The organism is Mesorhizobium sp. LjNodule214, from assembly GCF_964252735.1.
In the GTDB taxonomy this organism is placed as follows: domain Bacteria; phylum Pseudomonadota; class Alphaproteobacteria; order Rhizobiales; family Rhizobiaceae; genus Mesorhizobium.
In genome coordinates, this window is sequence record NZ_CAXUPE020000003.1 from 955118 (window position 1) to 972518 (window position 17401).

The window sequence follows — 17401 nt, forward strand, 5'->3', positions numbered from 1 at the left end:
AGACAAGAAAAACGAAAACGGGAGGCTTTCTGATGTATCTGTCGCCGCGCCACGCCGAAATCATCCAGATGGCCAAGGACCAGGGCCGCGTCCTGGTCGACGATCTGGCAACGCATTTCAACGTGACGCCGCAGACCATCCGCAAGGACCTCAACGATCTCTGCGACCAGCGGCTGCTTTCGCGCATCCATGGCGGCGCGCTTTTCCCGTCCGGCATCGAGAACATGGAATATGAGGCGCGGCGCAAGATCGCCGCCGACGAGAAGGAGGCGATCGGCCGTGCGGCGGCCAGGCTGATTCCCGACAATGCCTCACTGTTCATCAACATCGGCACCACGACGGAATCGGTCAGCAAGGCGCTTCTGGACCACAACGGCCTCATGGTCATCACCAATAACATCAATGTTGCCAATAGGATGCGCGTGTATCCTTCGATCGAGGTGGTGATTGCCGGCGGTGTCGTTCGCGGCTCCGACGGCGGCGTGGTCGGCGAGGCGGCGGTCGATTTCATCCGGCAGTTCAAGGTCGACTACGCAGTCATCGGCGCTTCGGCCATCGACCATGACGGCGCGCTGCTCGATTTCGACTTTCGCGAAGTGAAAGTAGCGCAAGCCATCATCGCCAATGCCAGGCACGTCATCCTGGTTTCCGACCAGACCAAGTTCGAACGCACCGCACCCGTTCGCATCGGTCATCTGTCGCAGGTCAACACCTTCATCACCGACCGTTGCGACATCCCTTCGGTACGCAAGATCTGCCAGGAGGCGGAGGTTCAGTTGATCGAGACGGCGCTCGGCTAGGCGGTTTTTGAGGTCGCATCACCGCCCTCTCACATGTCCGTGATATTTCGTTTGACATTCGTTCCCATTTCGAAATAATCCCGAAACGGTTTCGCAAATGACCAAAAATGCTGCAATGCGAAATCGCTGGAGGACTTCTTGGACGCATCTCCGATCCATGACATTTTCGTCATCGGCGGCGGCATCAACGGCTGCGGCATCGCCCGCGACGCCGCTGGGCGTGGCTTTTCGGTTTTTCTGGCCGAGATGAACGATCTGGCCAGCGGAACGTCGTCCGGCTCGACCAAGCTGATCCATGGCGGCCTGCGCTATCTCGAATTCTATGAATTCCGCCTGGTGCGCGAAGCGCTGATGGAGCGCGAGGTGCTCTGGAAGAACGCGCCGCACATCATCTGGCCGATGCGCTTCGTGCTGCCCTACGCCAAGGGCCTGCGTCCGGCCTGGCTGATCCGGCTCGGCCTGTTCCTCTACGACCATATTGGCGGGCGCAAATTGCTGCCGGCGACCAAGACGCTGGACATGGCGAAGGACCCGGCCGGCAAGCCGCTGAAACCGCTGTTTCGCAAGGCTTTCGAGTATTCCGACGGCTGGGTCAACGATGCCAGGCTGGTGGCGCTCAACGCGCGCGATGCGGCCGACCGCGGCGCAACCATCCGAACCCGCACGAAGGTCGTCAGCGCACGCCGCGAGGGTGATCTCTGGGCGATAAGGCTGGAAGACGTCCACACCGGGCAGGCCGAAGAGGTCAAGGCGCGGCTTCTGGTCAATGCCGCCGGCCCTTGGGTCGACCAGGTGCTGTCGGCGACGGTCGGCCTGAACGACGTGCACAATGTCCGCCTGGTGCAGGGCAGCCACATCGTCATCAACAAGAAGTTCGACGATCCGCGCGCCTATTTCTTCCAGAACAAGGATGGCCGCATCATTTTCGCCATCCCTTATGAGGAAGAGTTCACCCTTATCGGCACCACTGACCGCGACTATCCGGGCGATCCGCACGAGGTGAAGATCAGCGACACCGAGATCGACTATCTGTGTGCTGCGGCAAGCGAATATTTCGCGCAAGGCGTCAAGCGTTCGGACATCGTCTGGACCTATTCCGCCGTACGCCCGCTCTATGACGATGGCGCCTCGAAGGCACAGGAAGCGACCCGCGACTATGTGCTCAAGGCCGACGGCGGCGAGGGCGCAGCCCCGATCATCAACGCCTTTGGCGGCAAGATCACCACCTATCGCCGGCTGTCGGAATCGATGCTGGAAAAGATCGAGGCCTTCCTCGGCAAACGCGGCAAGCCGTGGACCGCCAACGCTCCTTTGCCCGGCGGCGATTTCCCGGCCACCGGTTTCGACTTCGAAGTGGCGAAGCTGAAGACCGCCTATCCGTTTCTCGATGCGCGCCTGGCCCGCCGCCTGACCCGCCTTTACGGCACCCGCGCTCGCACGCTGCTGGGCCTCGCCAGGTCGAATGCCGATCTCGGCCGGAATTTCGGCGCCGACCTCTACGAGGCCGAGGTGCGCTATCTCGTTCAAAACGAGTGGGCGATGACGGCGGAAGATGTATTGTGGCGCCGGACCAAGCGCGGCCTGCAGTTGAGCCGCGAGCAGGCGGGTGCACTGGACGAATTCATGCGCGGAATAAGCCGGCGCCATGTCGCGGCGGCAGAATAAGGATGGCTGGCTGATGCAGAAAGCCTGGGAGGAGGCATCATGCTGGAACTGAGAAACGTCACCAAGACGGTCGGCGCCGCGGAGCATATCCGTGACGTGTCGCTGACGCTTCAGCATGGCTCGCTCAACGTCCTGCTTGGACCGACGCTGTCTGGCAAGACCAGCCTGATGCGGCTGATGGCCGGCCTCGACGTGCCGACCTCCGGCTCGGTCTGGTTCGACGGCAAGGACGTCACCGGAATGCCGGTGCAGAAGCGCAACGTCGCCATGGTCTACCAGCAGTTCATCAACTACCCGGCGATGACGGTCTACGAGAACATAGCCTCGCCGCTGCGCGTGGCCGGCACCGACCAGGCAAAGATCGACAAGGAAGTGCGCAACGCAGCAGGACTTCTGAAGCTGACGCCCTATCTCGACCGCACGCCGCTCAGCCTGTCCGGCGGCCAGCAGCAGCGCACGGCTCTTGCCCGCGCCATCGTCAAGAACGCCAGCCTGGTGCTGCTCGACGAGCCGCTCGCCAATCTCGACTACAAGCTGCGCGAGGAATTGCGCGCCGAGCTGCCGAAGATCTTCGCCGCTGCCGGCACCATCTTCGTCTACGCCACGACCGAGCCGCATGAAGCGCTGCTGCTCGGCGGCAACACGGCGACGCTTTCGCAGGGAAGCATCACCCAGTTCGGGCCGACCATCGACGTGTTCCGCAAGCCGGTCGACCTGGTGACGGCAAAGACCTTTGCCGACCCGCCGCTCAACACCATCGTGCTGGCCAAGAAGGGTCCGGATTTCCTGCTCGAGGGTGGCGTCAAATTGCCGGTACCGGCCGAACTCGCCGGCATTGTCGATGCCAACTACACGATCGGCTTCCAGCCGCACCACCTGTCGCTCGAGCGGCCAAACGCCGCCGCCGTGCCGGTGCGGGCAAAGGTCACCATTACCGAGATCACCGGCTCGGAGAGCTTCATCCATCTCGACTTTGCAGACGCGCGCTGGGTCATGCTGACCCACGGCATCCGCGATTTCGAACCCGACGCAGAGGTCGAGGTGTTCATCGATCCGCGCCACATCATGGTCTTCGACGAGCACGGCCGCGCCGTGGCCGCGCCGAAGCTGGCGGCATAGGGAGGCAAGCGATGGCGCGCATCGACGTCAACCATATCAGGCACTCCTATCTGCCGAACCCGCAGAACGACGCCGATTTCGCCCTGAAGGAAGTGCACCACACTTTCGAGGATGGCGGCGCCTATGCGCTGCTCGGTCCGTCCGGCTGCGGCAAGACCACGCTGCTCAACATCATCTCGGGGCTGCTGCACCCCTCGCACGGCCAGCTGCTGTTCAACAGCAAGGACGTGACCAGGCTGTCGACGCAGGAGCGCAACATCGCCCAGGTGTTCCAGTTCCCGGTCATCTACGACACCATGACCGTCTACGACAATCTGGCCTTCCCGCTGCGCAACCGCGGCGTGCCGGAGGCCGACGTCGATCGCAAGGTGCGCGAGACGCTCGACATGATCGACCTCGCCGAACTGGCGAAAAAGAAGGCGCGCGGGCTGACCGCCGACCAGAAGCAGAAGATCTCGCTCGGCCGCGGCCTGGTGCGTTCGGATGTCAACGCCATCCTGTTCGACGAGCCGCTGACCGTCATCGACCCGCATATGAAGTGGGTGCTGCGCTCGCAGCTGAAGCAGCTCCACCGTCGCTTCGGCTACACCATGGTCTATGTCACCCACGACCAGACCGAGGCGCTGACCTTCGCCGACAGGGTCGTGGTCATGTATGACGGCGAGATCGTCCAGATCGGCACACCGGCCGAATTGTTCGAGCGGCCGCGCCACACCTTCGTCGGCTACTTCATCGGCTCGCCCGGCATGAACGTCATGCCGGTGGCGATTGACGGCAAGACAGCGACGATCGGCAGCCAGCGCATCGAACTGCCCGGCGTGCCCAAGGCGGGCGCAGGCGCCATCGAGCTCGGCATCCGCCCCGAATATGTCAGGCTCGGCCGCGATGGCATGTCGGTAAAGATCAGCAAGGTTGAGGATCTCGGCCGCCACAAGGTGGTCCGCGCCAATCTCGAAGGCCGCGAGATCGCTGCCGTCATCGGCGAGGACGAGACCGTTCCTGCCGATCCGAAAGTGCGGTTCGACCCGGCCGGCATCAACATCTATGCCGATTCCTGGCGCGTCGAGATGGGGGCATAGATGGAAAAGACCTGGAACAACAAGGCCTGGTTCATGGTGCTGCCGGTGCTGCTGCTGGTGGCGTTCTCGGCGGTGATCCCGCTGATGACGGTGGTCAATTATTCGGTACAGGACACGTTCGGCAACAACGTCTTCTTCTGGAACGGCTCGGACTGGTTCACCGAAATCCTGGAGTCGGAACGTTTCTGGCTGTCGATGGTCCGCAACCTGATCTTCTCCGCAATCATCCTCGTCATCGAGATTCCGCTCGGCATCTTCATCGCCCTCAACATGCCCAAGAAAGGCTGGGGCGTGCCCGTCTGCCTGGTGCTGATGGCCCTGCCGCTGCTCATCCCGTGGAACGTCGTCGGCACGATCTGGCAGGTGTTCGGCCGCATCGACATCGGCCTGCTCGGCTATACGCTGTCGGCGCTCGGCTTCGACTACAACTACGTCAACGACCCGACCGACGCCTGGGTGACGGTCATCCTGATGGACGTATGGCACTGGACGAGCCTCGTCGTTCTGCTTTGCTACGCCGGCCTCGTCTCCATACCGGATGCTTATTATCAAGCCGCCAAGATCGATGGCGCGTCGCGCTGGGCGATCTTCCGCTACATCCAGCTGCCGAAGATGAACCGCGTGCTTCTGATTGCCGTGCTGCTGCGCTTCATGGACAGTTTCATGATCTACACCGAGCCCTTCGTCGTCACCGGTGGTGGCCCCGGCAATTCGACGACGTTCATGTCGATTGACCTGGTCAAGATCGCCGTCGGCCAGTTCGACCTCGGGCCGGCAGCCGCCATGTCGATCATCTACTTCTTGATCGTCCTGCTGCTGTCATGGGTGTTCTACACCGTCATGACCACCGTCGATGCGGAGGGCTGAGATGAGCGGCGCCAACGAAAGAACGACGAGGCAGGACCGAGTGAGCGGGACGGCGGTTTCGGACGGGCTCGCCAGCACCTTGTCGCAGGAACAGATCGCGCGGCTGATGCGCCGGCGCGGCGAAGAATCCCGGTTCTGGTGGCTGGTGCCGACGATCTACATCATCGTCCTGATGCTGCCGATTTACTGGCTGGTCAATATGAGCTTCAAGACCAATCAGGAGATCCTGGGCACCTTTTCGCTGTGGCCTCAGCACCCGACCATCGCCAACTACATGGTGATCTTCACCGACCCGTCCTGGTACAAGGGCTACATCAATTCGATCATCTATGTCGTCATGAACATGGTGATCTCGGTTTCGGTGGCGCTGCCTGCCGCCTACGCCTTCTCCCGCTACCGATTCCTCGGCGACAAGCACCTCTTCTTCTGGCTGCTGACCAACCGCATGGCGCCGCCGGCGGTGTTCGCGCTGCCGTTCTTCCAGCTCTATTCGGCCTTCGGCCTGATCGACACGCACATCGCCGTGGCGTTGGCGCACTGCCTGTTCAACGTGCCGCTGGCGGTCTGGATCCTCGAAGGTTTCATGTCCGGCGTGCCGAAGGAGATCGACGAGACGGCCTATATCGACGGCTATTCCTTTCCGCGCTTCTTCCTGAAGATATTCATGCCGCTGATCGCGAGCGGCATCGGCGTGGCCTGCTTCTTCTGCTTCATGTTCTCATGGGTGGAGCTGCTGATCGCGCGTACCTTGACCACGACCGCCGCCAAGCCGATCGCGGCGATCATGACGCGAACGGTCTCGGCCTCGGGCCTCGACTGGGGCGTGCTCGCCGCCGCCGGCGTGCTCACCATCTTGCCAGGCGCGCTCGTGATCTGGTTCGTCCGCAACTACATCGCCAAGGGCTTTGCCCTGGGGAGGGTATGACCATGAACCTCACCTGGATGGCATGGACGCTGCCAACGGCGCTGTTTTTCATCACGATCCTGGTGCTGCTCTGCGGCATGGCGGTCTGGGAATACGCCTCGCCGGGCGGCAATCCGCGCGTAGGCATCCTGCGCTTCGAGACGACGCGCGGCGACCGCCTCTTTGTTTCGCTGCTCGGCAGCGCCTTTATCCATCTCGCTTGGCTGGGTCTTGTCGGACCCAACCTGTGGTGGGCTCTCGCTCTCTCCGTAGTCTACGCCGTCGGCGTGTTCCGCTACGTATAGAGGGGGAAACTGTTGGAGCGGCCGCGTGCCGACGGCCGCTCCAGATCGCACTTGAAACCTGAAAAGTGGAGGAAACGAAATGCGAAGGCAATTTTTAACATCAACGACTGCGCTTGTCCTGCTCTGGGGAGCAGGCCAGGCCTACGCCGGAATGGATGAAGCCAAAACCTTCCTCGATACCGAAATCAAGGACTTGTCGACGCTCGATCGCGGCGCGCAGGAAGCCGAAATGCAATGGTTCATCGACGCCGCGAAGCCTTTTGCCGGCATGGACATCAAGGTGGTCTCCGAACCGATTGCAACTCACGACTACGAAGCGAAGGTACTGGCCCCGGCCTTCACGGCCATCACCGGCATCAAGATCACACATGACGAGATCGGCGAGGGTGATGTCATTGAAAAGCTGCAGACCCAGATGCAGTCGGGCGAGAACATCTATGACGCCTATGTCAACGACTCCGACCTGATCGGCACCCACTGGCGCTACCAGCAGGTGCGCAGCCTGACCAAGTGGATGGCGAATGAGGGCAAGGATGTCACCAACCCCAACCTCGACATCGCCGACTTCATCGGCACCAAGTTCACGACCGCTCCGGACGGCGATCTTTACCAGCTGCCCGACCAGCAGTTCGCGAACCTCTACTGGTTCCGCTACGACTGGTTCAACGACGAGAAGAACAAGGCCGACTTCAAGGCCAAGTACGGCTACGACCTTGGCGTTCCCGTCAACTGGTCGGCCTATGAGGACATCGCCGAATTCTTCACCGGCCGCGAGATCGACGGCAAGAAGGTCTATGGCCACATGGACTACGGCAAGAAGGACCCGTCGCTCGGCTGGCGGTTCACCGACGCATGGCTGTCGATGGCCGGTAACGGCGACAAGGGCCTGCCCAACGGTCTTCCGGTCGACGAATGGGGCATCAAGGTCAACGAGAAGTCGCAGCCTGTCGGCTCGTGCGTCGCGCGCGGCGGCGACACCAACGGCCCGGCTGCCGTGTATTCGATCCAGAAGTACCTGGATTGGCTGAAGGCCTATGCGCCGCCGGAAGCCCAGGGCATGACGTTCGGCGAATCCGGCCCCGTCCCGTCGCAGGGCACGGTCGCGCAGCAGATGTTCACCTACACCGCCTTCACCGCCTCCTTCGTCAAGGACGGGCTGCCGGTCGTGAACGCGGACGGCACCCCGAAGTGGCGCTTTGCTCCGTCGCCGCATGGCGTGTACTGGAAGGATGGCATGAAGCTTGGCTACCAGGACGTCGGTTCGTGGACGCTCCTCAAGTCGACGCCTGACGATCGCGCCAAGGCCGCCTGGCTCTATGCGCAGTTCGTCGTGTCGAAGACGGTCGACGTGAAGAAGAGCCATGTCGGCTTGACGCTCATCCGCGAGTCGACGATCCAGGACAAGAGCTTCACGGAACGCGCTCCGAAGCTCGGCGGCTTGATCGAGTTCTACCGCTCGCCGGCCCGCGTCCAGTGGTCGCCGACCGGCACGAACGTGCCGGACTATCCGAAGCTGGCACAGCTCTGGTGGCAGGCGGTCGGCGATGCCTCGTCGGGCGCCAAGACGCCGCAGGAGGCGATGGACTCGCTCTGCGCCGAGCAGGAGAAGGTCATGGAACGCCTGGAAAAGGCAGGCATCCAGGGCGATATCGGCCCGAAGATGGCCGAAGAGCATGACCTCGCCTACTGGAACGCCGACGCGGTCAAGAACGGCCATCTCGCGCCTCAGCTCAAGATCGAGAACGAGAAGGAAAAGCCGGTCACCATCAACTACGACGAACTGGTGAAGAGCTGGCAGAAGTAAGTTTCTGCAACTACAGTTTGCCGGGGCGCAATGCCCCGGCAAACGCTACGGAGCCACCGTTGATTTTCTCGCTTTTTCGGCGCGGTGCACCTTGGACTCCAGCTGCCGTCAGTGAGAACGGGGAGGTGCTTTTCACCCCGGAGTTCACCCACGAACTGGCCACACTGCGCCTTTCAGACAATGGATATCGCAGCGAAATCGAGGCCAGGACGAAGCTCGCTTCGAATCAATTGGACCTGATCTTGCAGAATCCGGAGTTGCGGATGGGTTATGAACTTGTTCCAGAAATCATAGCGGAATACGCGTTAAGAAAGATCTCTGCTCCAAGGGACTTTGAATACGTGCTTGGCGACCGGCACGGCCGACCTCACTCTTTCAAAGTCGCCCAGCACCCAGCGTTTCAATCGGTCCATGATAATCTCGCGCACGAGCTGCTGCCGGCTTCCGCAGTGCGAACCATCGCAGAAGGCTCCAGCTATGCAGCTGCAGTATCCAGAGCGCTGAATGCGGGCGAGAAGTTGGAAAACCTGTCTGTCTGCGTTGCACCCATTGGGTTGCACCTTCATCAAGGCAGGCTTGTGATCAAATAGGATTGCCGAACTTGACCAGATACATCCTAGCCATCGACCAGGGCACGACATCGAGCAGGGCGATCCTGTTCGACGACAAGATGAAGGTTGCAGGCACAGGCCAGCAGGAATTCACCCAGCATTATCCGGCCTCCGGCTGGGTCGAGCACGACCCGGAGGAGATCTGGGGAAGCGTCGTCGCCACGGTGAAGGCCGCGCTGAAGAATGCCGGCAGCGCAGCTTCGGACGTCGCCGCCATCGGCATCACCAACCAGCGCGAAACCGTCGTCATCTGGGACAGGGCGACCGGCAAGCCGATCCACAATGCCATCGTCTGGCAGGACCGCCGCACCGCGCCGCTGTGCCAGAAACTGAAGAAGCAGGGCTTGGAAAAAAAGTTCACCCGCAAGACCGGCCTGCTGCTCGATCCCTACTTCTCCGGCACCAAGATCGCCTGGATGCTGGACAAGGTGAGGGGCGCCCGCAAACGCGGCGAGAAGGGCGAACTGCTCGCCGGCACCATCGACAGTTTCCTGATCTGGCGGCTGACCGGCGGCAAGGTCCATGCCACCGATGCGACCAACGCCTCGCGCACGCTGGTCTACAACATCGAGAAGAATGCCTGGGACGACGAGTTGCTTTCCATCCTGCGCATCCCGGTCGCCATGCTGCCGGAAGTGAAGGATTGCGCTGATGACTATGGAGTCACAGAGAAAAACCTGTTTGGCGCCGAGATAAGAATCCTTGGCGTCGCCGGCGACCAGCACGCCGCGACCATTGGCCAGGCCTGTTTCGAGCCGGGCATGATGAAGTCCACCTATGGCACCGGCTGCTTCGCGCTGCTCAACACCGGCGCCGACTTGGTGCGCTCGAAGAACCGGCTGTTGACCACCATCGCCTACCGCCTGAATGGCAAGACCACCTATGCGCTGGAAGGCTCGATCTTCATCGCGGGTGCCGCCGTGCAATGGCTACGCGACGGCATCAAGGTGATCGGCAAGGCCGAGCAGAGCGGCGCGCTGGCGGCAAGCGCCGATCCGACGCAGGATGTCTATCTGGTGCCGGCCTTCGTCGGCCTCGGCGCACCGCATTGGGACGCCGCGGCACGCGGCGCTATCTTCGGCCTGACCCGCAACTCCGGTCCGGCCGAGTTCGCCCGCGCGGCGCTGGAATCCGTCGCCTACCAGACCCGCGACCTGCTCGATGCCATGCGCAAGGACTGGAAGGGCGCTTCAGCCAAGACGGTGCTTCGGGTCGATGGCGGCATGGTGGCGTCCGACTGGACCATGCAGCGGATGGCCGACATCCTCGATGCGCCGGTCGACCGGCCGACCATCCTGGAGACGACCGCTCTCGGTGCTGCCTGGCTTGCGGGCTCGAAGGCGGGGGTGTGGCCAAAGGCTAAGGAATTCGCCAGGAGCTGGGCGCTCGAGCGGCGCTTCAAGCCGGACATGGAGGCCGCAGTCCGTTCGGCCAAGCTTGCCGGCTGGCGCGATGCAGTGCGCAGGACCTTGAGCTCGTAGTTCTGCCGGCAAAATGAAAGCCCGCACCGTCACCGGCACGGGCTTCCATCAGCCTCCCGTGTTCGATCCGTCCAGAACCCTAGTACGGCGAATAGCACTGCTGACGCGAGCCGTCATAAGGCTGGAAGGTGTTGTCCCAGGCGCGGTAGGATCTGTAGCGGTCGTAGTACCACCGCACATGCGCGTCGCCGCCGCGATAGACCCGGTTCTGGTTGTTGATGATTGCGCCGGTGATCAATGCGCCCGAAGCCCGGTGGCACCATGCCGAGCCCCGGGAAAATCCGCCTTCCATGCCCCGCTTTTTCCGGTTGACCGGCCGAAGCACTCTCCCTATGTTCCGCGCAATTTCGAGGGCAGCCTTTTCGCGCCCGCGGGAGCGCGTAGCTCAGCCGGTAGAGCAACTGACTTTTAATCAGTAGGTCATGGGTTCGAATCCCATCGCGCTCACCAAAAACCCAATAAAATTAATGAGATGCAGAAGGTGAGCCGGCGCTTTGCCATGTTCGTAAAACCTGTGTCCGCGCAGTGTCCGCAAAAAGGGCAGGGGCAGAGAATGAATCGTGGCGTGGCCCCTCCATTGATTTCCCGAGGCTTCCTGCGACTATCGGCAGGTCGATGCGACATAGGGGATCGCTCAATGGATCTAAAAGACTTCATCTCAGCAAGTTTGTTGCAAATAATCGAGGGCGTGAAGAACGCTCAGGCCGAAGCGGGCGGAGACAACATCAACGCAGCGCAATTCAGCCAGCAACCGGGCGGGAACATCATCCACGCTGGCGAATATGGCCTATTCAGCCGAGTTGATTTCGATGTTGCGGTTTCGGCCGAGACCGCGGGGAAAGGTGGAGTTGACCTGAAGGTCTTCGGCGTTGGCATCGGAGCAGGAGCCGATAAGAAAGCCACAGCCGCAAACTGCATAGTTTTCAGCGTCCCTGTCCGCTTGCCATACGGCGACCAGAACGTGGCGAAGGAGATCTCCGATAGACGGGCCGCTGCCGAGAAGGAGCGGCAAGAACGCCGGGCACGTAGCCGAAACACGCGTACAAGCTTTTGGATGGAATAAAAGTCGGATTCACTGGCCTCCGATCATTGGGGGTTCTCGATGCCGACTTCTTCACTGTGTGGCGGGTCGGCCGCGGGCTCCATTTGAGCGCCGGCGAAAGTGACGAGCGACCTGCCGGGGTAAGGCTGAGAGGAAGGGGAAATGATCGCAACCCTGAACATCGTTGGACTGCTACTGTCGCTAGTCGGGGTCATTGTTCTGTTCCGATACGGAATGCCCTATAGAGTGCGGAGCGGCGGCTTCGACGTCATTGTCATCGAGCAGACAAATCAAGACGAAATTGCCCTTGAAAGGCGATACGATTACTTCGGGATCTGCGGCTTGGTGTTGATCATTTTGGGCACCGGCCTCCAAATCGTCGCCAACATCGTGTGAGGGCGCTCTAGCGCCTCTTCGGCTTCGGCGTGGTCTCCTCGATCTGGACCTTATCGCCGATCTGCTTGGCCAGGGCTTCTGCTTTGGCCTTGTCGTTCGTGGTCAGCACCGTGCGCCAATGCGGCTTCTCGAACACGCTCACGACATAGGTCGTGACAGGCTTGTCGGTCATCCTGCTTAGATCATTTGGGGTGTTCCGATCATATTAGCAGTAGCGTATATATTAACCAGCCGGCGCCGCCACTGAGCCCCGCCGGTTAGGCCCGGTATTTGCTGGCCTACCCCGCTCGCGAGTGCCGGGCCGCGCCCCATTCAGCGCCGCTGCATTAACCACTTGCGCCGACAAGGCGGAGCCAAAACCAATGTGCGGGGTTTACCTGCATGGAACATTCTCAACACAGATTCTATTGCCACATTGAGGCCGGTGGAACGTGGGGCGTTTGGGACCGCATCACTAACAGGCCGGCCAGGTTGGGAGGACGCGATCTCCTCGGTTGCAAACCCCAGAGAGCTGAGGCTGCCGAAGGCGTTCTGACGCGGATTTATGACAACGGATTGGAAGCGCTCGGCGTTCGCATAGCTGGGATAGCGCGCTAGCGCTTTCCTCGGCTTCGCCCCGTTTCTTAGCGATCTCGATCGGCCTTACCGAACGTCGGCTTCCAGTCGCGGTTGCGCTCCTCTTGCTGGCCTTTGTAGTCAGGAATGCATGTGAAGAACACCGCGCGGCGGTTGCGGCCCTCGGCCTTGCATTTCGAGCAACCAAAGAGCCCGACCAAATCCTGATGCATTGCGCCGTGATCGGGATCGAGCCTGTCGATCAGTGCCTGGATATCGAGCTTTGTCGATTTGCAGCACATCGGGTGCCCGCAATTGACGTAGACGGTTTCGCGGGCTGCCAAGGTGTCGGCGAGGGTCTTCTGGGGCATGGCGATCTCCGTTGAAGGGTTCGCCGCAACGGAGGATTATATTCCTACATCGATCGAGCGGGCAAGGCCGCATTGCGAAAACTCGCCGGGCGAAGACCCCAACCACCTCGAGCCCGGCGAGCCTAACCTGATCAGAGTATGCGATCAGGACCGGGATCAACCGGCAAGCTAGCAGGTGCAAGATGGATGCCAGGATTTGCTCCCGGAATGGGACACGGGGACCTGCGCTCGCCGTGACACGCGTTGCACATCTGAAATAGCGAAAGTTCGGTCAGTCCGCCAAGCCTGGGCCATGGTAGTGGGCCACGGCGTCTAGGATCGTTTCGTAGACGCTACCCGTGCCCACGATTTCTGCCCCCTCGATTCCCTGCTTTTGAGCATCGGCAAACAGTTTATCGGTCGCCTTGCCCGCGGAGATGACGTCAGCGCCGGCGACGTCGGGCACGTTGTCGGCAAGCCACCGTTCCAGGAACTCTCTTCCGCGAGTGGTCATAACCGTTAAGTTCGGATCGGTCGTCAGGTTCCCAGCAAAACGCCGATTCGACTTCGGCTCATCCGATTTGAGAGGCAGAGGAGCCAGCCCTTCGGTTTTGCTAAATTAGGGTTGACGTGTATAATCGGGTATGCCGACAAATTCCCCTCTCTGTCGGCTTAGGCCCGGCGGCCGAAACACCCACCCCAACCGCCCTCGACCGCCGGACCGCGGGTGTGCATTTGTTTAGCCTGCAGTCAAAGCTGCTTGATCCCCTCAAGCCCCGATTGAAATCCGCGTAGCCTGTGGCAAAATACAAGGCAGGGTTGGCAATTGAGGGCGGCCCTTATGGCTTTGACACGCTACAGCGGTGTATTCGAGCCTGCCGATCTGGACTTGCTCCAGCGGGTGTTTGACCAACTTTGCAGAGAGCGCCGTCTAGCCCAAAAAGACAGGGAACAGCGGGAAGCCCTCGCCGAGGAAGTCGTCATCATTTTCCAGAATGGCGTCATGAACGAAGCGGAGCTATGGCAGTCGCTTTCGAAGCGCCGCAGGGCCTAGGCCCGGCAGCCGGGGGATGAGAGGCGACTGGAGATCGCCGGCAAGCTTTTGGGCGTTAGCCTTGGACATAGCTGTGCCACCCCGGCCAAGATGGATCTTGGTCCGCCGCCGCGTCGACCTATTTGCAGGAAAAACCCCCTTAACCCTTACCGCAAAACATGGCCGAGAATCGGGCTGGACACAATACGCATTCAAGCTTTAATTTTTCCTTCCGCAGTCGCAACGCGTTTTCGCCTAGTTAAGTAAGGCGTTTTCGCCTAAGTTGTCAAGTTTGATTATGCGAAAACGCCAATTTGTACTCTCACCATATTTCGGCTGGACTCTAAGTGTAGTCTGTAGAATCCATATCAGCAGCAAGAACACGGGGGCTGAACCCATACATGACGCGCTTATCTTCGATGACATTTCCAAAATCATTGCAAAGCCGCGGAGCGGCTGGCGCCGGATGGCGTTCGCCGTCGCCGTCGAATATGGCGGCAAGCTGGTGGCTGGTCTGGTGATGGGCCTTGGGTTCGCGATCGGCCTGGCGCTGACTGGCTGAACCGTCGCTGGCCTAGAAAGAGGCCATCTGGAACGAGTTGGCACCCGACTGAGTTGATCTCCGTGAGGTGATCAAGATGCCAGTCAAGAAAGAAGACTACCGGACAAACAGGGCCGACTACCTTATCGCGAAGAAGCCGATTTTAAGGACTGAGCCCACGCCGAAAAAGAACGCGGGTCGGCTTCATGATCAGCGTTCAGCTAGACTCTCCGAGAACCCCTCAGAGACGTCCGAGAGGCACAGATCGAGCCGTTCCGACAGATGATCTGTTTTTTCGCGTCTAGAGGATCGCTGAATGCGTCGGGTCCGCTGCCGGGGAGACAGCGGACTCAAACTCGGGCCAAGAGGGGACAAGGCCCTTTATGATCCCTATGCGGGGATCATGGTGATAACACGGGGCGGGTACAAACGTTCCGTCGGCTGAAAGATATATCCGGTCGATTGCGACAGCGCTCATGCTAGTCGTCCAAAAGTGGAGTCTCATTGTGACGATTGCCATCATCAGGAGGCCATATCTGCCTGTCGCCCAGCATCAAGCGGTAGCGCCGGTCCAGATGATTGATGACCTCGTGCGCTTCGGCCGTCGTGTAAAAGATGGCTATGCCTTCCACCGTTTCGCCGTCGACGCGCTCAAGGCGATAAGCATCCTGCCGCGGAGGGTCTTTGTAGGCCAATGATAAGCGCTCCCCAAGAGGGGTATTTTAGGCGCGTTTCATGAACATTTCTTAAGGCGGCAAAGCGAGCAGCCATCTGGCGCCTCTTTCGGGCTTCGGCGCGATCTCTGGTTTAGCGCTCTGGCTTGGCGCCATCGAAAAAAGTCGGTTTCCAATTGCGGTTCCGCTCTCGCTGCTGGCCTTCGCAATCCGGAATGCATGTGAAGAACACCGGGCGGCGATCGCGGCCCTCGGCTTTGCATTTTGAGCAGCCAAAGAGGCCGACCAAATCCTGATGCATGGAGCCGTGATCCGGTCCAAGCCTGTCGACCAGCGCCTGGATATCGAGCTTTGTCGATTTGCAGCACATCGGGTGTCCGCAATTGACGTAGATGGTTTCGCGGGCGGCCGAGGGTCTCGGCGAGGGTCTTTTGGGGCGTGGCGATCTCCGTTGAAGGGTTCGCCGCAACGGGAGGATTATATTCCTGAAATCGATGGCGCCGGCAAGTGCCGCGTTCATCCGATGGCATGGGACAGGGCCGGTGAAGTAGTGGTCTCTACACCGGCCCTTTTTCCGCGTTGCTGGAGAACTTGTCGGGTCGGCGTCCGGCCGTTAGCTCCAATTTCTTAGGCTCGATAGCCCATTATATTTAATGGCGCTGGCAAGGGCTGTAGAGTATCCTTGCGCGTATAAGTTGCGGGGCTGACCTATGAAAAGGCGATATTGGGGGGCAATTGGATGAACGAGCGACCGTGGAAGACTTCGGTCGAGACCGAGGAACTTGGAAATAGGCACTACGTGCGGGTCATCGAGGACGGCACGGTAAGCATCAAGGGCTTCCGTTCCCAGGCAGATGCCAAAGCCTTCGCCCAAGGCGAACAAGCGCGGCTCGGCCAGGCGTCGCGGAAAGACTAGCCCGGCCTGTTTGGCTTAATTGCGTTATTGCTAATATAAGTATAGTCTGATTGACGCGGGAGGAACCAAGCCCCACCGCAGTGGTGGTGCGGCCTTGCACCGCAAAAGGTTGCCACCGTGCCGACCACTCTCGTGTTGTCGTAGTTTCGGGAGACGGCGGACGCGCCGTGAGTGCCCGCCCGCTCCCTATTTGGGAGGAATCAATGGCTTATTACGTATTGCTGTCGAATTTCACAGATCAAGGTATCAAGAGCATCAAGGACACGCAGAAGCGTGCCGAGGCTTTCAAGGCGATGGCCAGCAAGAGCGGCGTCAAGGTTCACACGCTGTTGTGGACGCTTGGTCAGTATGACGTCGTGGCGATTGCAGAAGCCGAAGACGAGATTGCCGCGACCGCTCTAGGCCTGTCAATCGCATCGCTAGGCAACATCAGAACCCAGACATTGAGGGCGTTCGACACGGCAGATATGGCCAAGATCTTGGCAAAGATGGCCTGACCGCCACTGTGCTGCAGGTGCGCCGGCGATCGAAGCCGACTGCCGAGCGGAAAGGCGGGGGCTCCTCTTTTCCTTGAAGCGAAAACTCTGGGGCGAGGCCAGTAACGCTTGTCGTCCTGGGCCGCCATGAGTCCACAGTGAGGTTGCGCAAGAATCGGGTGGCGGAGCGCTGACAGATATGCCGGAATTTGAGCACCCTGGAGGGAGGGGCTTCCCGATGCGCACGGCAGCAGCACTGCGGCTTCGATCGATCCGACAAGTGCTGTTGCCACTGATGGGGTTTACCGACTGGCACGAAGGTGTCAACGCGGCGGGCACCCCCGTTTGGAAACGCTACATCGCGGGAACTGACTCATGGGAGTTCCGTCCGATGACGCCCGAAGAGGAAGCCGAGGCTTTCTGGTGGTGTCATCCACCGTATTGAACCCGTCTAGCGCTTTTCCTTTTGGCGCGGCGTGATCTCCCTGATCTGCACCTTGTCGACGATCTCCTTGGCTTGCCCCGCGTCCTTCGTTCGCATGCTACGCCGGCGCCGTCTGGCGCTATATGCAGCGCGACTATGATCGGCATGTGCGCCCTACCTCTGATGGCATTGGGCTATACGTGCTACTGCGTTAGGCTTTGCGCGCGACAGCCCGCTGCCGGGGTGACACAGGTGGCGCGGGCCGTCGACTCAAGCGCTAGAACGGCCAGTCGGTCGAGCGTCCAGCCCATTTTTGTAAATCCGCACGAGCACGTCGCGAGCAGACTCGGCGCGCTCCC

Annotated in this window: 20 protein-coding genes, 1 tRNA gene and 1 pseudogene; 17 read left to right on the top strand and 5 right to left on the bottom strand. The window is 60.5% G+C overall.

Annotated features, from left to right (window positions below; genetic code table 11):
- Positions 1–32 precede the first annotated feature (32 nt).
- From ACSQ3Z_RS30000 to glpK, 10 genes are all read left to right on the top strand, one after another.
- The gene (locus tag ACSQ3Z_RS30000; RefSeq protein ID WP_006202078.1) at positions 33–800 is read left to right on the top strand and encodes a DeoR/GlpR family DNA-binding transcription regulator; all 768 of its coding nucleotides are present in this window, start codon (positions 33–35) and stop codon (positions 798–800) included.
- Between the two features lie 138 nt (positions 801–938).
- Entirely contained in the window at positions 939–2465 is a 1527-nt protein-coding gene (gene glpD / locus ACSQ3Z_RS30005) for a glycerol-3-phosphate dehydrogenase (protein WP_436174849.1), read from the top strand.
- A gap of 39 nt (positions 2466–2504) precedes the next feature.
- Entirely contained in the window at positions 2505–3584 is a 1080-nt protein-coding gene (locus ACSQ3Z_RS30010) for an ABC transporter ATP-binding protein (RefSeq protein ID WP_436174850.1), read from the top strand.
- A gap of 11 nt (positions 3585–3595) precedes the next feature.
- A complete protein-coding gene (locus ACSQ3Z_RS30015; RefSeq protein ID WP_436174851.1) occupies positions 3596–4663 on the top strand; it encodes an ABC transporter ATP-binding protein in 1068 nt (355 codons plus the stop codon).
- Positions 4664–5530 carry a carbohydrate ABC transporter permease gene (locus ACSQ3Z_RS30020; RefSeq protein ID WP_436174852.1) on the top strand — a complete coding sequence of 289 codons (867 nt, stop codon included), beginning with the start codon at positions 4664–4666 and terminating at the stop codon, positions 5528–5530.
- Position 5531: 1 nt separating this feature from the next.
- Positions 5532–6455 (top strand): carbohydrate ABC transporter permease, encoded by a 924-nt coding sequence (locus tag ACSQ3Z_RS30025; RefSeq protein ID WP_436174853.1) that lies wholly within the window; start codon positions 5532–5534, stop codon positions 6453–6455.
- A 2-nt stretch (positions 6456–6457) separates the two neighbouring features.
- Positions 6458–6739, top strand: a complete 282-nt coding sequence (locus ACSQ3Z_RS30030; RefSeq protein WP_120016135.1) for a DUF2160 domain-containing protein — start codon at positions 6458–6460, stop codon at positions 6737–6739.
- Between the two features lie 79 nt (positions 6740–6818).
- Complete coding sequence (locus tag ACSQ3Z_RS30035; protein ID WP_436174854.1) at positions 6819–8543, top strand: ABC transporter substrate-binding protein; 1725 nt, start codon at positions 6819–6821, stop codon at positions 8541–8543.
- A gap of 59 nt (positions 8544–8602) precedes the next feature.
- Positions 8603–9133 carry a hypothetical protein gene (locus ACSQ3Z_RS30040; protein WP_436174855.1) on the top strand — a complete coding sequence of 177 codons (531 nt, stop codon included), beginning with the start codon at positions 8603–8605 and terminating at the stop codon, positions 9131–9133.
- 11 nt (positions 9134–9144) lie between these two features.
- Complete coding sequence (gene glpK, locus ACSQ3Z_RS30045) at positions 9145–10635, top strand: glycerol kinase GlpK (protein ID WP_436174856.1); 1491 nt, start codon at positions 9145–9147, stop codon at positions 10633–10635.
- Positions 10636–10714: 79 nt separating this feature from the next.
- Here the strand turns inward: glpK and ACSQ3Z_RS30050 are convergent.
- Positions 10715–10885 (bottom strand): annotated as a pseudogene (locus tag ACSQ3Z_RS30050) (BA14K family protein); the annotation flags it as partial.
- 124 nt (positions 10886–11009) lie between these two features.
- On the opposite strand from ACSQ3Z_RS30050, the gene ACSQ3Z_RS30055 reads away from it, so the two are divergent.
- The 3 genes from ACSQ3Z_RS30055 (at position 11010) to ACSQ3Z_RS30065 (ending at position 12073) form a co-directional block, all read left to right on the top strand.
- Positions 11010–11085 (top strand) — tRNA-Lys (locus ACSQ3Z_RS30055).
- Between the two features lie 187 nt (positions 11086–11272).
- Positions 11273–11698 (top strand): hypothetical protein, encoded by a 426-nt coding sequence (locus tag ACSQ3Z_RS30060; RefSeq protein WP_436174857.1) that lies wholly within the window; start codon positions 11273–11275, stop codon positions 11696–11698.
- Positions 11699–11839: 141 nt separating this feature from the next.
- On the top strand, positions 11840–12073 hold the full coding sequence (locus ACSQ3Z_RS30065; protein WP_436174858.1) for a hypothetical protein: 234 nt from the start codon (positions 11840–11842) through the stop codon (positions 12071–12073).
- A gap of 7 nt (positions 12074–12080) precedes the next feature.
- Here the strand turns inward: ACSQ3Z_RS30065 and ACSQ3Z_RS30070 are convergent, their stop codons facing one another.
- From ACSQ3Z_RS30070 to ACSQ3Z_RS30080, 3 genes are all read right to left on the bottom strand, one after another.
- Positions 12081–12245, bottom strand: coding sequence for a hypothetical protein (locus ACSQ3Z_RS30070; RefSeq protein WP_436174859.1), 165 nt, complete (start codon positions 12243–12245; stop codon positions 12081–12083).
- 451 nt (positions 12246–12696) lie between these two features.
- Entirely contained in the window at positions 12697–12999 is a 303-nt protein-coding gene (locus tag ACSQ3Z_RS30075) for a hypothetical protein (RefSeq protein ID WP_436174860.1), read from the bottom strand.
- A 271-nt stretch (positions 13000–13270) separates the two neighbouring features.
- Complete coding sequence (locus tag ACSQ3Z_RS30080) at positions 13271–13492, bottom strand: DUF768 domain-containing protein (protein WP_436174861.1); 222 nt, start codon at positions 13490–13492, stop codon at positions 13271–13273.
- Between the two features lie 327 nt (positions 13493–13819).
- Between ACSQ3Z_RS30080 and ACSQ3Z_RS30085 the strand changes: the two genes are divergently transcribed.
- Entirely contained in the window at positions 13820–14032 is a 213-nt protein-coding gene (locus ACSQ3Z_RS30085; RefSeq protein ID WP_436174862.1) for an RNA-binding protein, read from the top strand.
- A gap of 999 nt (positions 14033–15031) precedes the next feature.
- On the opposite strand, the gene ACSQ3Z_RS30090 is transcribed toward ACSQ3Z_RS30085, so the two are convergent.
- Positions 15032–15247 carry a hypothetical protein gene (locus tag ACSQ3Z_RS30090; protein ID WP_436174863.1) on the bottom strand — a complete coding sequence of 72 codons (216 nt, stop codon included), beginning with the start codon at positions 15245–15247 and terminating at the stop codon, positions 15032–15034.
- A gap of 718 nt (positions 15248–15965) precedes the next feature.
- Between ACSQ3Z_RS30090 and ACSQ3Z_RS30095 the strand changes: the two genes are divergently transcribed.
- The 3 genes from ACSQ3Z_RS30095 (at position 15966) to ACSQ3Z_RS30105 (ending at position 17063) form a co-directional block, all read left to right on the top strand.
- Complete coding sequence (locus ACSQ3Z_RS30095) at positions 15966–16142, top strand: hypothetical protein (RefSeq protein ID WP_436174864.1); 177 nt, start codon at positions 15966–15968, stop codon at positions 16140–16142.
- Between the two features lie 203 nt (positions 16143–16345).
- The gene (locus tag ACSQ3Z_RS30100; RefSeq protein WP_436174865.1) at positions 16346–16639 is read left to right on the top strand and encodes a GYD domain-containing protein; all 294 of its coding nucleotides are present in this window, start codon (positions 16346–16348) and stop codon (positions 16637–16639) included.
- Positions 16640–16856: 217 nt separating this feature from the next.
- Positions 16857–17063, top strand: coding sequence for a hypothetical protein (locus tag ACSQ3Z_RS30105; protein ID WP_436174866.1), 207 nt, complete (start codon positions 16857–16859; stop codon positions 17061–17063).
- Positions 17064–17401 lie beyond the last annotated feature (338 nt).

Coding starts and splice junctions, on each gene's coding strand:
- ACSQ3Z_RS30000 (WP_006202078.1), top strand. CDS start 33: ATGTATCTGTCGCCGCGCCACGCCGAAATCATCCAGATGGCCAAGGAC.
- ACSQ3Z_RS30010 (WP_436174850.1), top strand. CDS start 2,505: ATGCTGGAACTGAGAAACGTCACCAAGACGGTCGGCGCCGCGGAGCAT.
- ACSQ3Z_RS30015 (WP_436174851.1), top strand. CDS start 3,596: ATGGCGCGCATCGACGTCAACCATATCAGGCACTCCTATCTGCCGAAC.
- ACSQ3Z_RS30020 (WP_436174852.1), top strand. CDS start 4,664: ATGGAAAAGACCTGGAACAACAAGGCCTGGTTCATGGTGCTGCCGGTG.
- ACSQ3Z_RS30025 (WP_436174853.1), top strand. CDS start 5,532: ATGAGCGGCGCCAACGAAAGAACGACGAGGCAGGACCGAGTGAGCGGG.
- ACSQ3Z_RS30030 (WP_120016135.1), top strand. CDS start 6,458: ATGAACCTCACCTGGATGGCATGGACGCTGCCAACGGCGCTGTTTTTC.
- ACSQ3Z_RS30035 (WP_436174854.1), top strand. CDS start 6,819: ATGCGAAGGCAATTTTTAACATCAACGACTGCGCTTGTCCTGCTCTGG.
- ACSQ3Z_RS30060 (WP_436174857.1), top strand. CDS start 11,273: ATGGATCTAAAAGACTTCATCTCAGCAAGTTTGTTGCAAATAATCGAG.
- ACSQ3Z_RS30065 (WP_436174858.1), top strand. CDS start 11,840: ATGATCGCAACCCTGAACATCGTTGGACTGCTACTGTCGCTAGTCGGG.
- ACSQ3Z_RS30070 (WP_436174859.1), bottom strand. CDS start 12,245: ATGACCGACAAGCCTGTCACGACCTATGTCGTGAGCGTGTTCGAGAAG.
- ACSQ3Z_RS30075 (WP_436174860.1), bottom strand. CDS start 12,999: ATGCCCCAGAAGACCCTCGCCGACACCTTGGCAGCCCGCGAAACCGTC.
- ACSQ3Z_RS30080 (WP_436174861.1), bottom strand. CDS start 13,492: ATGACCACTCGCGGAAGAGAGTTCCTGGAACGGTGGCTTGCCGACAAC.
- ACSQ3Z_RS30085 (WP_436174862.1), top strand. CDS start 13,820: ATGGCTTTGACACGCTACAGCGGTGTATTCGAGCCTGCCGATCTGGAC.
- ACSQ3Z_RS30095 (WP_436174864.1), top strand. CDS start 15,966: ATGAACGAGCGACCGTGGAAGACTTCGGTCGAGACCGAGGAACTTGGA.
- ACSQ3Z_RS30100 (WP_436174865.1), top strand. CDS start 16,346: ATGGCTTATTACGTATTGCTGTCGAATTTCACAGATCAAGGTATCAAG.
- ACSQ3Z_RS30105 (WP_436174866.1), top strand. CDS start 16,857: ATGCGCACGGCAGCAGCACTGCGGCTTCGATCGATCCGACAAGTGCTG.